At 65.1% G+C, this 13,144-nt stretch carries 12 protein-coding genes; 1 reads left to right on the forward strand and 11 read right to left on the reverse strand.

Translation table 11 applies throughout. From position 1 onward, the window contains the following. Nucleotides 1-554 precede the first annotated feature (554 nt). The 11 genes from WFK98_RS22460 to WFK98_RS22510 form a co-directional block, all read right to left on the reverse strand. Nucleotides 555-1,388 (reverse strand): AraC family transcriptional regulator, encoded by an 834-nt coding sequence (locus WFK98_RS22460; protein WP_336801849.1) that lies wholly within the window; start codon nt 1,386-1,388, stop codon nt 555-557. Between the two features lie 157 nt (nt 1,389-1,545). Then, nucleotides 1,546-1,884 carry a hypothetical protein gene (locus WFK98_RS22465; RefSeq protein WP_336801850.1) on the reverse strand — a complete coding sequence of 113 codons (339 nt, stop codon included), beginning with the start codon at nt 1,882-1,884 and terminating at the stop codon, nt 1,546-1,548. A gap of 199 nt (nt 1,885-2,083) precedes the next feature. Continuing rightward, nucleotides 2,084-3,106, reverse strand: coding sequence for a hypothetical protein (locus WFK98_RS22470; protein WP_336801851.1), 1,023 nt, complete (start codon nt 3,104-3,106; stop codon nt 2,084-2,086). A 190-nt stretch (nt 3,107-3,296) separates the two neighbouring features. Beyond that, nucleotides 3,297-4,073 carry a DeoR/GlpR family DNA-binding transcription regulator gene (locus tag WFK98_RS22475; protein WP_266341101.1) on the reverse strand — a complete coding sequence of 259 codons (777 nt, stop codon included), beginning with the start codon at nt 4,071-4,073 and terminating at the stop codon, nt 3,297-3,299. 138 nt (nt 4,074-4,211) lie between these two features. Further along, nucleotides 4,212-4,985, reverse strand: coding sequence for an SDR family NAD(P)-dependent oxidoreductase (locus tag WFK98_RS22480; protein WP_336801852.1), 774 nt, complete (start codon nt 4,983-4,985; stop codon nt 4,212-4,214). A gap of 50 nt (nt 4,986-5,035) precedes the next feature. After that, nucleotides 5,036-5,860 carry a carbohydrate ABC transporter permease gene (locus WFK98_RS22485; protein WP_336801853.1) on the reverse strand — a complete coding sequence of 275 codons (825 nt, stop codon included), beginning with the start codon at nt 5,858-5,860 and terminating at the stop codon, nt 5,036-5,038. Between the two features lie 2 nt (nt 5,861-5,862). Beyond that, nucleotides 5,863-6,807, reverse strand: coding sequence for a carbohydrate ABC transporter permease (locus WFK98_RS22490; protein WP_336801854.1), 945 nt, complete (start codon nt 6,805-6,807; stop codon nt 5,863-5,865). Nucleotides 6,808-6,885: 78 nt separating this feature from the next. After that, the gene (locus WFK98_RS22495) at nt 6,886-8,202 is read right to left on the reverse strand and encodes an ABC transporter substrate-binding protein (protein WP_266341097.1); all 1,317 of its coding nucleotides are present in this window, start codon (nt 8,200-8,202) and stop codon (nt 6,886-6,888) included. 48 nt (nt 8,203-8,250) lie between these two features. Further along, nucleotides 8,251-9,498 carry an ADP-dependent glucokinase/phosphofructokinase gene (locus WFK98_RS22500; protein ID WP_266341096.1) on the reverse strand — a complete coding sequence of 416 codons (1,248 nt, stop codon included), beginning with the start codon at nt 9,496-9,498 and terminating at the stop codon, nt 8,251-8,253. 537 nt (nt 9,499-10,035) lie between these two features. Continuing rightward, nucleotides 10,036-10,824, reverse strand: coding sequence for an acyl-CoA thioesterase (locus tag WFK98_RS22505; protein ID WP_336801855.1), 789 nt, complete (start codon nt 10,822-10,824; stop codon nt 10,036-10,038). 160 nt (nt 10,825-10,984) lie between these two features. Then, on the reverse strand, nt 10,985-12,154 hold the full coding sequence (locus tag WFK98_RS22510; protein ID WP_336801856.1) for an MFS transporter: 1,170 nt from the start codon (nt 12,152-12,154) through the stop codon (nt 10,985-10,987). 95 nt (nt 12,155-12,249) lie between these two features. Here WFK98_RS22510 and WFK98_RS22515 point away from each other — a divergent pair, with 95 nt between their 5' ends. Beyond that, complete coding sequence (locus WFK98_RS22515) at nt 12,250-12,798, forward strand: TetR/AcrR family transcriptional regulator (protein WP_336801857.1); 549 nt, start codon at nt 12,250-12,252, stop codon at nt 12,796-12,798. Nucleotides 12,799-13,144 lie beyond the last annotated feature (346 nt).

Below are 13,144 nucleotides of genomic sequence, written 5' to 3' on the forward strand. Positions count from 1 at the left end.
CGCCCGGCCATCATGGCCTGGGCAATGGCGACCATGAGTGGATCTATGGCGCGATCCTCCAGATGCATGCCGCGCATGCCGCGACTTTCGTGAAATACCCCAAGAAGGATGTCGGCCTCGCCGTCGGGGGGCTATCCGCGATAGCGGTGCGCCTCAACCAGGCTCGGTCCCAAGGCCGCCCCCCCGGGGCGGCCTTTTTGCTGGACGCTGCCGCGCCGAGGCGGCTCGACAGGCTTCTCGCGATGGTCTGGCGCTGCGCCGAAAAGCCTTGTCCATCGCGCCCGCCCAGGCACGCGAGGTGCCCGCTAGCCCAGGGCTCCAGGACTAGCGGGCTGTGACTGCCATCCAGCCGGGGTGGGCAAACGCAGCCACAACTCATAGGTAGCATTTGTTCGGAAATAGCAACCCATGATATTGGCTGCGCGCCGGGAATATCCCGGTCGCAGGCAGGCCAGATCCGCTTCAGCGTTTCGCGCAAACGCAGAGACGATCTAGCTCCTTGTCTTGCCGGGCTTTCTTCGCGCGAACCGGTATCCCCCTCGCTCGAGAACGCTCTAGCTGCGGATCGGAATCCAGATCTCGACCTCTCCGTTCCCCGTCGTCGCGTCGAAGCGCTGGTCGTAGAGCTCGAAGTCCGACGAATCCGCGACCTCGTGGCCGGATTCCGGCAGAGAGCGGTTCCAGATCGTGTAGACCGTCTTGCGGATCCCGGCGATGTGGCCCCGATGGACGAACACCAGGTAGCGCTGGGCCGGGATGCGCAGGCTTACAAGCTCCGGGCCGATATCGGCATCGTCGGCGACCTCGACGCCGGAGATGTAGTCGAAGCCGCAGGCGTCCTCGAGGCTGCGGCAGACCCCATAGCTCGTCCATCCGATCTGCCCGGATATGTTGCCGAAATGCGGCGCGAAGCGCTGCCATTGCGCTGGAATGCCCTGGTTCGTCTCGAAGGTGTAGCGGCCGGAAAGGCCGGCGATCCGCAGCGGGCGGCCTGCCTCGACGCGCGGGGCGTCGAGGTCGACGAGAAGCGATTCATCCATCTGATACGGCTCCAGAAGTTCGAGGTTGTCGAGATGACCCTGCATGCGGACCTGCTCCGGCGTCAGGCCGAACAGGTCGCGGAAGGCCCGGGAGAAGGCTTCGTGGGAACCGTAGGAAGCGTCGAGCGCCACCGAAAGTATGTCGGGTGCGCCGCCCGACAGCGCCCGCGCCGCCTCGGTGAGGCGACGGCGGCGCAGATAGCCCATCACGGTGTGGCCCGTCGCCCTGCCGAAGCTGCGCGACAGGTCGAAGCGGGAAACGCCGCTCGCCTCGGCGATCTCGCCAAGCGTGATCGCCTCCGCGAAATGGCTCTCCATGAACCAAAGGGCCTTGCCTACCGGATCCATCGTTCCTCCCTGACCTTCGTCCTCTATGGACGGTTCCGGATCCCTCCACTTGATCGCCGTTGCGGAGGGCGCGGTCCTCGTTGCGGCGCGGGCCGTCGGGGGGGCAGGATGACGGGAGCGGTCGCGACGGTCGAGGGGAGGGTGGGGGCGCGCTTTACTACCGGAACTGGACGATGGCGAGGCCGACGAGGATGAAGCCGCCCGGCAGTGTGCCGAAGCGGCCGACATCGATGCCGCCGAAGCGGATCCGCGTCGCGCGGAGGCCGAGCGCCACGCCGAGCGAAATGGTCAGCAGGCTGCCGATCGGGGCCGAGAGGGCGATCGCGAGCGGCGGCATTTCCATCAGCCCGGCGCCGACGGCATTGGCAAGCGCATCGGCCGACAGCGCCACGCCGAGGATCAGCGCCTCGACGGGGCCGATCTTGCCGCCCTCGACGGCGATCACGCGCGAGAGCCAGCGTGCGACCTCGGCATCGCCGGTGCTGGAGCAGGCCATCGGGCCGGGCGCAGCTCTATATCGGCGCCGGCGGACGAAGACCCGGAGATCGACGGCCCCATCGAAGCCTTCCGTAAATTATGCCTGTCCAGGACGGTAGATGGTCGCCTTGCGCGACCATCTCTGTTTCTGGCATTGCCGACCGCCATCTCGGAGAGGGCGGCGGGCCGCGCTCCGGTTCTTCTTGCCGGGTCCGGCGCTAGGCTGCCTTGCGGATCGCCGCCTGCTTCAGCGGCTCCTCGGTGATGACAAGATCATCGTCCAGGCTGCGGATCGGCGTGATCGAAAGCTTCTTCAGTTCGCCGTGATAGGCGCGCACGGCTTCCTCTGCGGTAAGGTCGCCATCGGCAACATGGCGCATCATCGCAATGATCGTCCGCTGCGATTCCGCCAGATTGATCTTGCGGCCGAACAGGGCCAGGCGCCCACCATGCCGTTCGGCCTGGGCGATCAGTTCGAAGGTGTCGCGCGTGGTGCCGGCGCCGCCGCCAAGCACGCCGACGACAAGGCTTGGATCGAAGGAGGCGAGTTCCTCGAGGGCTGCGGGGCCATTGAACGGGATCTTCAGGAATTGCGGCCGGTCCGGCTTCATCACGCCGCCGAGCACGCGCAGGATGCTGTCATTGACGAATTCGGCTGTCGCCTGGCGGTCGAGGCCAATATCGGTGTTCGGGTTGAAGACCTCCAGGAAGTACTTGAAGCCATTGCGTGCGGCGTCGGCCCGGAAATCGGCAAAGGCCTCGCCCGCGGCGCGGTCCATATCCACGTCGTTGACGAAGGTGACGGAGTAGAGGCCGAGATCGGTTCCGATGGCGGGCGCCCGCTCGACAAGGCGGCGCAGGTCGGCCGAGCGATGCGGCTGCGAGGGCGACTTGGTGTAGCGCTGATGGCGCACGCCGCCCCAGCAGTCGGTGGCGTCGTTGGCGCGGATCGCCGGTTTCACCCGGCTATCGCTGAAGGTTCCACGCTCCTGCAGCAACTCCAGATTGGAGGCGGACACCAGCATGATATCGACGATGTCCTGTTTCACCACCTTGGCAATCTGATCGAGGAACTCGGCGCGGGTGCGGTAGCGGGTCCAGGAACCATCGCGATTGCGGTTCGGCGCCGTGCAGGTGATGCCCGAGCCCATGTCGCCATCCTTGGCGTCGGCAATGATGAAATCCGATCGGCGGTACTGGCCGTTGCGGATCCTGGCTAGCTTTTCGTCGAGGCGGGTCAAGGGGCGGTTCCTTTCTGCAGCTCGAGGTTGGGCCGCTCGCGGACGATCCCTCGAACTTTTGTTGACGCCGGTCCGAACCATCGCCACCCGATGGAATGCTGTCGCCATGGTTGACCGTGATTGATCCTAACATGATCAAACTCTATCAATCCATACCAAAACATTCCGAAAATGAGCGTGAACGTTCCAGTCAGCTCATGCTGGCAGAGCCGTTCGCGTTGACCGGAACCACCGTCACCTTGACGCTGAAGGCGCGTAGCGCCGCCAGATGTTCCGGCGCGATGCCGTCATCGGTGATGACCTCGTCGATGTCCTGGATTTCGCAGAAAGTACTGAAGGCCGGCGCCTGGAATTTGGAACTATCGACGAGAAGAAGAGTCCGGCGCGCGGACTGGATCATCGCCCGCTTCAGCGAGGCGACCTCGATGGTCGCGTCCGTCAGCAGGCGACCGGTGACGGCATAGGCGCCGATCAGGCAGACGTCGACATGAATGGTCTTGAGGAATGCTTCGCCCGGTTCCCCTACCATACTGCGCGTGGTGGGGCGTATCGTGCCGCCCGGCATGATCACGCGCCAGGACGGGCATTGCGAGCAGACGAGGGCGGACTCCAGGTTGTTGGTGACCGCCGTCAGCGGAATGTCGCGCAGGACGGCGGCGCGGGCCGCCTCCAGCACGGTGGAGCTGGAATCGAAAATGACGCTGTCGCGCGGATTGAGCCGTTGGGCGGCCACCTGGCCGATGGCAATCTTCTGGTTGTGCTGAAGCTGCGCGTCGAGCGAGGGTTCACGCTCGAAGGTCGAGCGGAGCGGCGGCACCAGCAGCACGCCGCCATGGGTGCGCTCCAGATAGCCTTCCTCGGTCAGCTGGTCGAGATCGCGGCGGATGGTGGATGGCGAGGCGTGAATCTCGTCGGCCAGTTCCTGGATCGTGGCAGAGCCGTTCTGGCGCACGCGTTCCAGTATCATCGCGCGCCGCTTCGCCGGAAGGATCTCGACGCGTCTGCTTGGAATATCCATGTGCATGGCCCTGTTTTCGGATGGTGGCCGTCGCGCGGGCGACAGCCACCAAACGGCCATGCGACCTGTCGCGACGGAGTCCTTCTACTACCAGATCGTGTAGCCGCAATCGACGACGACGATAGATCCGGTCATGGCGCTCGAGGCGTCGGTGGCCAGGAACAGGATGGCCGAGGCGATCTCGTCGGCCCGCGCAACGCGCTTCATCGGGGTGTTCTCCATCCAGATCGGGAACAGGGTCGGATCGGTGAAGCCGCCACGCGACATGACGGTGTCGACATAGGTCGGGGCGACTGAATTGACGCGAACCCCACGCTCTGCCCATTCGCCCGCCAGCGAGCGCGTCAGGTGATGCACGCCGGCCTTGGCCGCGTTGTAGTGCGCCTGGCGCTGCGGCTTGTTGGAGATCAGGCCCGACATGGAGCCAACCGTGACGATCGCGCCCCTGCCACGCTCCAGCATCGCCCGCCCGAATTCGCGGCACGACCAGTAGCAGCCGTTCAGGTCGATATCGACCACCTTCAACCAGACTTCGTCGCTCATGCTTTCCCCGCCCGTGTCGGGCCAGGCGATGCCGGCATTGGCGACCAGAATGTCGATCCCGCCATGCCTGGCGTTGGCCTCGGCGGCGACGCGCGCGACATCGGCGGAATTGCTGACGTCGAGCACCATCGTGTCGACCGTGAATCCTTTTGCGGAAAGCTCGCTGCGGCCGGATTCCAGGACGTCGGGATTGATGTCCGAGATGACGACGTTGGCGCCGGATTCGAGCAGCGCCTGTGCTGTGGCCAGACCGATGCCGCGTCCGCCGCCGGTGATGAAGGCCGTCTGTCCGTCCAGCTTGTACTTGTTGATATACATGGGGATCGCCTGTCTGATGAGTCGTTCAAATAGCGTTCGTCTTGTTTGGTTTACTTCACCGCCCCGAACGTCAGGCCGCGGACCAGCTGCTTCTGCGTCAGCCATCCAAACGCGATGATCGGTCCGATGGCGAGTAGTGACGCGGCCGACATCTTGGCCCAGAACAGCCCTTCGGGACTGGAGAAGGACGCGATGAAGGCCGGCAGGGGCGTTGCCCGCCAAGCGGTCAGGTTGATGCTCCAGAAGGCCTCGTTCCAGGTCAGGATGATGGCGAGGAGGGCGGTCGATGCGATGCCGGGCGCCGTCAGCGGCAGCAGCAGGTACAGGATCTGAAGCAGGGGGGAGGCGCCGTCGATGCGGGCGGCTTCCAGGATTTCCCGCGGCACTTCCCGCAGAAAGGTGAACAGCATCCATACGATGATCGGCAGGTTGATCAGCGTATAGATTGCGATCAGCCCGGTGACGGTGTCGAGCATGCCGGTCTTCTGGAACATGAGATACATCGGCACCAGCACGCCGACGGCCGGCATCATCTTGGTGGACAGCATCCAGACCAGTAGGTCACGCGTCTTGGGGCCGGGATGAAAGGCGAGCGCATAGGCGGCGGGCAGGCCGATCAGGATGCCGAGCGCGGTCGAGCCAACGGAAACCAGCACGCTGTTGGTGAAGAAGTGCAGGTAGTCGGCGCGCCGAAGCACGGCAATGAAATTCTCGAGCGTCGGTGTGAACCACAAGATCGGCGGCGAGGCTATCGCCTGCGTTTCGGTCTTGAACGCTGCCATTGTCATCCAGAGGATCGGAAAGAACATCAGCAGGGTTGCACCCCAACCGAGCGTGGTGATGAGCGCCTGACGTCGGAAGGATTGCTCCAGCATGATCAGCGCTCCAGATTGTGTGCGATCGAACGGATCAGGAAGAATGCGACGATGTTGGCCAGGATGATGGCGAACACGCCGCCGGCCGAGGCTCCGCCAACGTTCCAGTCCTGAAGGGCGATCTTGTAGATCAGGAAGGGCAGTGTCATCGATTGCGTGCCCGGGCCGCCGGAGGTCGTGACGAGGATTTCGGCGAAGATCGAGAGCAGGAAGATCGTTTCGATCATCGCGACGATCGTGATCGGGCGGTAGAGATGCGGCAGGATGATGTGGCGGAAAAGCTGGAAGCCGCGCGCGCCGTCGATGTTGGCGGCCTGCATCTGCTCGTGATCCAGCGACTGCAGTGCCGTCAGCAGGATCAGTGTGGCGAAGGGGATCCATTGCCAGGCGACGATGATGCCGATCGAGAACAGCGGATAATTGGTGAACCAATCGATCGCCGGTAGCCCGAGCAGCGACGCGATCCAGGCGAACAGGCCATTCACCGGGTGCATGAGCAGGTTCTTCCAGACGAGAGCGCTCACCGTCGGCATCACGAAGAACGGGGCGATCGCCAGCAGGCGGCAGAGATTGCGACCGGGAAAGCGCTGATCGAGAAGGAGCGCGAGCAACACGCCGCAGACGACCGAGACAATCAGAACGCCGCCGACGAGCAGGACCGTGTTGATGACGGCACCGAGAAGGGCGGGATCGCGAAGCAGATATTCGTAGTTTCGAAAGCCGACAAAGCCGCCGATGCCAGGATTGAGAAGATTGTATCGCTGGGTCGAAAACCACAGCGTCATGGCGAGCGGAACGATCATCCAGATCAGTAGCAGCACTACCGAGGGCGTCAGCAGAATGCGGGGATTCACCCCCGGCGCATTGGCTTCCGGCTTCTGTTTCGGCTTGGCGATGGAGAGCTTGCGGTCGAATTGCGTCGCCGTCGGGATCGGTGCCACGGTCATGGTCGGCCTCGATGGAATGGGACGGATTTGGAAGGGGCAGCGGCGGGGGGAGGGTCCCGCCGCTGCCAGCGGGGCCGACTACTTGATGTAGCCCGCCTGATCCATGGCGCGCAGGGTCGAGGCTTGCGCGGATGCCAGGGCTTCATCCACCGTCTTCGAGCCGGCGATCACAGCGGCGACTTCCTGGCCGACCGTCGTTCCGATGCTCTGGAACTCGGGAATGCCGACATAGGAAATGCCGACATAGGGCACTTCTTCCTGCGTCGCGTCGTGCGGGTTCGCCGTCTCGATGGTCTTGAGCGTCAGCGCGGCGAAGGGAGCCGCCTTCAGATATTCCGGGTTCTCATAGGTCGAGGTGCGCGTGCCGGGCGGGACGGTGGCCCAGCCGGAGCGTTCTGCGACCAGCTTGATGTAGTCCTTCGAGGTCGCCCAGTAGATGAACTTCTGCGCGGCTTCCTTGGACTTCGAGCTCACCGGGACCGAGAGCGCCCACGACCAGAGATAGTGATTGCCCTTGTTGAACTTGCCATAGGGCGGCAGCGCGTAGCCGACCTTGCCGACCACGGTGCTGTGCTGCGGGTCGGACAGGAAGCCGGCGGAGACGGTGGCGTCGATCCACATCGCGCATTTGCCGTCGGCGAAGAGCGCGAGATTTTCATTGTAGCCATTGGAGGCCGCGCCGGGCGGGCCGAACTTCTTCAGGAGATCGACATAGGTGGTGAGGCCTTCCTTCCAGGCAGCGGTTTCGAGCTGTGGCTGCCAGTTCATGTCGAACCAGCGGCCGCCATAGCTGTTCACCACAGGCGAGATCTGGCCCATGTTCTCGCCCCAGCCGGGCTTGCCGCGGAGGCAGATGCCGTACACGCCCTTGTCCGGCGCATGAACCTTGGCGGCGGCGGCGCCGATATCGGCCCAGGTCGGCTGCTCCGGCATGGTGACGCCGGCGGCGTCGAACAGGTCCTTGCGATAGAAGGTCATCTGGCTTTCGGCATAGAAGGGCAGCGAATAGAGCTTGCCGTCATGCGAAAGGCCGTCGCGCACCGACTTGAAGACATCGTTCAGGTCATAATCGGCGGGGACGTTGTCGAAGGGCTCCAGCCAGCCGCGCTCGCCCCACATGGGAGCTTCGAACAGGCCGATGGTTAGGATGTCGAATTGACCGCCGCCGGTGGCGATGTCGGTCGTAAGCCGTTGGCGCAACGTATTTTCTTCGAGGATCGTCCAGTTCAGCTTGATGTCGGGGTTCGCTTCTTCGAACTTCTTCGACAATTCCTGCATGATTACCATGTCGCCATTGTTGACTGTGGCGATGGTGACGGTTGTCTGCGCCAGGGCGACACTCGACATCAGGCCGGCCGAGGCAAACGCCAGGACAGCCGAAATTGACTTCCTCATGGTAGCTCCTCCAGTTTTTATCGTGAGCCGGACGGAATGTCCGACGGCTTATCCCGACGCTTCGGCCGAGGCCGATGAAGCGGGGCATTGTCCGAGGATCAGCAGGCACCCTCCGGTGAAGCTGTCCCCTAGTCCCAGGGTGGTCGCGGGAGTGTCCAGATAGGGGGTGGCGCAGGACAGGAGCGTCCAGTCGCCGATCCGTTTTGGCGTGTCGAACGGACCTTGGTGGAATACCGCCGCGCTGGGCAGGGCGGTCGGTCGGACCGGCTTCCCTGCCTCCGCCCGAGCGGATGCCAGCAGGGATCCCGTCATGAGAGCCTCCCGCTCCCTGGTGCCGTCGCCGAGCGTCGCTGCCGCCGCCCAGTGGTCGGCATGCACGATGAGGCGCTGCAACTCCAATTCCCCGGCCAGCCGGACCATGCTGGTTGCGAGGTCGCCATCGCCGCTCAGCGCGACGAATTCGGAATGGCTCATGCCGAGCGTGTCATAGGCGCCCTTGAGCCCGTGAAGCGTTGCCAGGCATGAATCGATGCTGTCGAAGCCGCCGAGCTCGAGATAGACGGTGCCGAGGCCACGTGAACGCCAGGTGCGGGAGAGTGCGCCGACACGCTCGATCTCGCCGTTGAGGCGCTCCCGGGCCACGCCGCTGAAGCCAGAGATGAGGCCTGCTCCGGCCTGCTCGGCCATGGTGGCGGTCAAGCTCGCGAAATCCTGATCATTCTCCAGATCGGGATCCGTGAAGCGGACGATGATCCTGGATGAGCGAGGTGGCGAGGCTCCGCCGAGTTGCATCCCGGCAGTGTATTCGAAGATGAAGATCTTGGGTCGCGGTTCGCCGCGCGGCTTGATCGCGCCGACGGGCACGGTCTGGCCGCGCTCGACGACCAGGATATCCGAGGGGATGTGGCGCACCATGTCCGCGCTGCGATCCTGCAGCGCCACCAGGGCAGGAGCGCCGACCGCGGTCAGCACCCAGGCGGCATGCGGGCCCGTGCCGCCCAGCGAGGATCCAAATGGCAGATTGTCGGTCAGCCAGGCCGGGCCCTCCGGCCACTCTACCCTTATCTCGCCGCCCACGCCCCGATGCGCGCGGTCAACGAGCATGTCTATGAAGCTGCGCGCGTCAGCCGGAATTTCGGACGCCAGAAGCGCCGCGGCATCCTCCATTTCGATCCTTGCGTCTATGCAGGATCCCATGCCGCAGAATGTGAGGCGCGAACTGGCGATGAGCTGGGGCAAGCGCCCCAACAATCCATCATATTCGCACGCCCAGAATCCATCCTCCTCCCGAACCATCGCTTCCTCCTTCGATGGCCTCGTTCATTTTCCAAAGTTTTCCAAAATATCCCAATAAGTGTCAAGCGATATCGTGCGCGTGCCATTTTGGCGGTCACGGGAGCCCATCAACCGCGTCCCGCGGCTGGGAGCCGGCACTTCATTGTCGCGTGGCTCAGCCGTCCGTCGGTGGCGGCTTTGCGACTTCAGGGTCGTGGCCGCAGGCTCAGGCGCTCGCTCGTCGGCGCGGCCGGTGCCTCCTGACCGGAGGTTCGCCGTCATCGTCCGGGCTGGCACACGGAGGGAGGCGGCGGCTTCGATCTGTATTGGTGAGAACAGACTGCAGGAACCGCTTGTCCGACCACGACCGGGTCAGCGCTTGGTGCAGCGCAGTGGGCTCCGGCAGATGTCGGCGGCGTTGGTCTTTCCGAACGAGCCGGCAACAACGCCGAAATGCGCCGGCTTTCACCAAACCGTTCGGTCGGGCGAAAGTCGTGCGCGAGTGGGGCGCTGATCCGCGCCGATGGAATCGCCGGTGCGGCGCGATCGAGACCGCGCCTAGGCGGCCTCGCCATCGACCGGCTGCGGGCGGCCGTTCGCGTCGACGGCGACCATGACGAAGCTGCCCTGGCCGCTGCGCCGGCGCTCGCCGGTCGTCAGGTTTTCCGCCCAGAGCTCAACGGCGACCGTCAGCGAGGTCGTGCCGACCTTCTCCACCCGGCCGATCAGTTCCATGACCTCGCCGTTGTGGATCTGGCTGCGGAAATCGACCCGCTGCGAGGCGGCCATGACGACGGCCTTGCGGCTGCGCCGGGTGGCGGCGACGAAGGCGGCCTTGCCCATGGCGGCCAGCGCGTTGCCGCCATAGAGGCTGCCATAATGGCTGGTCACGTGGGGGAAGACGAGCTCGACCATCCGAAGGTCGGCATCGGGTTCCTCGGGCCGCGCCTCGGGCATCGGCGGAAGGCGCCAGCCCTCGCGTTCCGGCTCGTCGCCGATTGCGACCATGTTGAACATGCCGCGCGTGCAGAGCCGCCGCTCGCCGGTCAGCGGGGCCTCGGCGGTCATGTCGACCTCGACGCTCAGCGACCGCCGACCGACGCGGGTCAGCCGCCCCGTCAGCTCGACGATCTCGCCGAGGCGGGCAGGGGCCTTGAAATCGATCCGCTCGCAGGAGGCCGTCACGAAGTCGACATGGGCATGGCGCGCGGCGACGATGAAGGCGACCTTGTCCATGTGCGAGAGGCCGACGCCGCCGAACAGCGTGCCATGATGATTGGTGTCGCCGGGAAACACGATGTCGATCAGGTGCGTGACCGCGCCTGCTTCCGAATATGCATTCGTCACGCTGGGATACCTCATGATGCTGGCCGCGCCCCGGGGGGACGGTTGCGGCCGGAAAGCGGGCGCGGGCCTGCCGGCTGCGCCGGCGTCGTTCTAGCCGATCCGTGCGCCCGCGTATGCGCGCAGTTTGCCGCCGGCCGCAAACGTGCGCCGGTTCGGGCGGCTATCGCGGCCGGCGGAGGGCCAGTGTGGAGATGGCGGCCGTGACCACCAGTATCAGCACGATCAGCATGGCGCCGCGAAGCCCATAGGTTTCGCCGACGAAGCCGAGCATCGGCGGGCCGACCAGGAAGGCGACATAGCCGCAGATCGCCACCAGCCGGACGCGCTCGGCCGGGTTGGGGCCGGAATCGCCGGCGGCCGAGAGCGCGACGGGAAAACCGAGCGAGGCGCCGATGCCCCAGAGCAGGACGGCGGCGCCGGCCAGGATCGGATTGTGCGAGAAGATGACGGTCGCGAGACCGATGGCGCCGATGACCGCGCTGCCGCAGAGCACGGCGGCGCGGCCGTAGCGGACGATGAAATAGCCGCCGCTGAACCGGCCGATCGTCATCGCCGTCGCGAAGACGAGGAACACCAGCGATCCCGATGCCGCGTCGAAGCCGAATTCATCGACCATCAGGATCGGCAGCCAGTCGTTCGCGGCGCCTTCGGCCAGCGCCATGCCGAGTACGATGAGGCCGATGAAATAGAGGCGCGGGTCCTTCCAGGCCGAGGCGGCGCCGTCCGCCGCCGGCGTGTCGCTGCCGGGGATGCCCGCTCTTCCGGTATCGGCGGGGATATATCGGATCAGCGTCACGATGATCGCGATGTCGATCGCGGCGATGATCAGCAGATGGCCGATGACGCTGAAATGGAGGGCGTTGAAGAACAGGCCGACGGCGCCGCCGACCACCGTGCCGAGGCTGAAGAAGCCGTGCAGCGCGTGGATGAGGGGACGCTTGGCGATCGCCTCGACTTCGGCGCCTTCGATGTTCAGCGCGATCTCGGCGCCGCCGCCGCCGAGGCCGAACAGGAACAGTCCGAAGGCGACGACGGGCGCCTGGCCGAGCGCGACACCGACGCTCATCGTGGCGAGCGACAGCACGACCAGCCAGAGGCCGATCTGCGTCGTCCGCCGCGCGCCCAGCCGGCGCAGCAGCCAGCCGGACGAAAGAATCCCTACCATCGAACCGACGGACAGCCCGAACAGCACCATCCCCATCTCGGCGATCGAGGCGCCGATGGCGTCGCGGATCGCCGGCGTCCGCGTCACCCACGCCGCGATCGAGATGCCGAAGAGCAGGAAGAAGGCGCACAGCGCGAGCCGGCGGCGTTTGACGGCGATGTCCATGGGATGTTCCAAATTTTGTACGCCTGTACACGTATGGAACAGATGTACACAATAGGCCCGCAGGAATTTTCCGCCGAGGCTTCGTAGGTCGAGCGATGCAGATCAAGGCCCAGAGACGTTTCGAGCCCGATCGGCGCGGCCGCATCGTCGAGACCGCGCTCGACGTGATCGCCGAGCACGGCGTCGCCGGTACGACGCATCGGCGGATCGCCGAGGCGGCGTCGGTGCCGCTCGGCTCGATCACCTATTATTTCGACGGCATCGACGCGCTGATCGCCGAGGCGTTCCAGAAGCTCTCCGACGACATCGCCGGCCGTTACCGGGCTGCGCTGGAGGCCGCGACCTCGCGCGAGGCGGCGATCGAGGCCGTGGTGCAGCTCGCCTGCGGCGGCTTCTGGCAGACCCAGCGCAACATGACGCTGGTGTTCGAGCTCTATGCCTACATGGCGAGGCGGGCCGAACTCCGGCAGCTGGTCGCCAAGTGGATCGACAGCAGCCACCGGGCGCTGGAACGGCATTTCGATCCCCGGACCGCCCGGGCGCTCGACACCATGCTGGAAGGGATCTCGATCCAGAACTTCGTAGAGGCGGAAACGCTTCCCGAGGACGAGGTCCGCAGCATTATCGGGAAGCTCGCCGGGTGACCGGCGCATCCGGCCACCGAGCGTCGCCCGGACTCGCGGCAGCTTTCACCTTTTGGGAGGGGGCAATCCTGTTCCGTCTCGTCCCCGGTGGCGCCGTTTTCCCTTGGCGCCGCCACTTGCCATGCCGGCTATATCGATGACGTCGTCGCGCGATGCCCGCCTGGCGTGTGCATTTCGCGATCGTCACCGAAATTGATGCCGACTTCGCCGAATCTGTGCGTAAATGGCGCGCATGCCGTAGGGGAGCGCGACGATCCGGCTGGGACGGAGCGGGTTTTCCGTGCGGCATCACGGGGTCGTGGACGGCAATCGGTATCGAGGGACTAGCGGGCGGGGCCGCGGAGGC

It is taken from the genome of Kaistia sp. MMO-174, from assembly GCF_037147815.1.
GTDB lineage: Bacteria > Pseudomonadota > Alphaproteobacteria > Rhizobiales > Kaistiaceae > Kaistia > Kaistia nematophila.

Coding starts and splice junctions, on each gene's coding strand:
- WFK98_RS22485 (WP_336801853.1), bottom strand. CDS start 5,860: ATGCTGGAGCAATCCTTCCGACGTCAGGCGCTCATCACCACGCTCGGT.
- WFK98_RS22495 (WP_266341097.1), bottom strand. CDS start 8,202: ATGAGGAAGTCAATTTCGGCTGTCCTGGCGTTTGCCTCGGCCGGCCTG.
- WFK98_RS22490 (WP_336801854.1), bottom strand. CDS start 6,807: ATGACCGTGGCACCGATCCCGACGGCGACGCAATTCGACCGCAAGCTC.
- WFK98_RS22500 (WP_266341096.1), bottom strand. CDS start 9,498: ATGGTTCGGGAGGAGGATGGATTCTGGGCGTGCGAATATGATGGATTG.
- WFK98_RS22480 (WP_336801852.1), bottom strand. CDS start 4,985: ATGTATATCAACAAGTACAAGCTGGACGGACAGACGGCCTTCATCACC.
- WFK98_RS22460 (WP_336801849.1), bottom strand. CDS start 1,388: ATGGATCCGGTAGGCAAGGCCCTTTGGTTCATGGAGAGCCATTTCGCG.
- WFK98_RS22465 (WP_336801850.1), bottom strand. CDS start 1,884: ATGGCCTGCTCCAGCACCGGCGATGCCGAGGTCGCACGCTGGCTCTCG.
- WFK98_RS22475 (WP_266341101.1), bottom strand. CDS start 4,073: ATGATACTGGAACGCGTGCGCCAGAACGGCTCTGCCACGATCCAGGAA.
- WFK98_RS22515 (WP_336801857.1), top strand. CDS start 12,250: ATGCAGATCAAGGCCCAGAGACGTTTCGAGCCCGATCGGCGCGGCCGC.
- WFK98_RS22510 (WP_336801856.1), bottom strand. CDS start 12,154: ATGGACATCGCCGTCAAACGCCGCCGGCTCGCGCTGTGCGCCTTCTTC.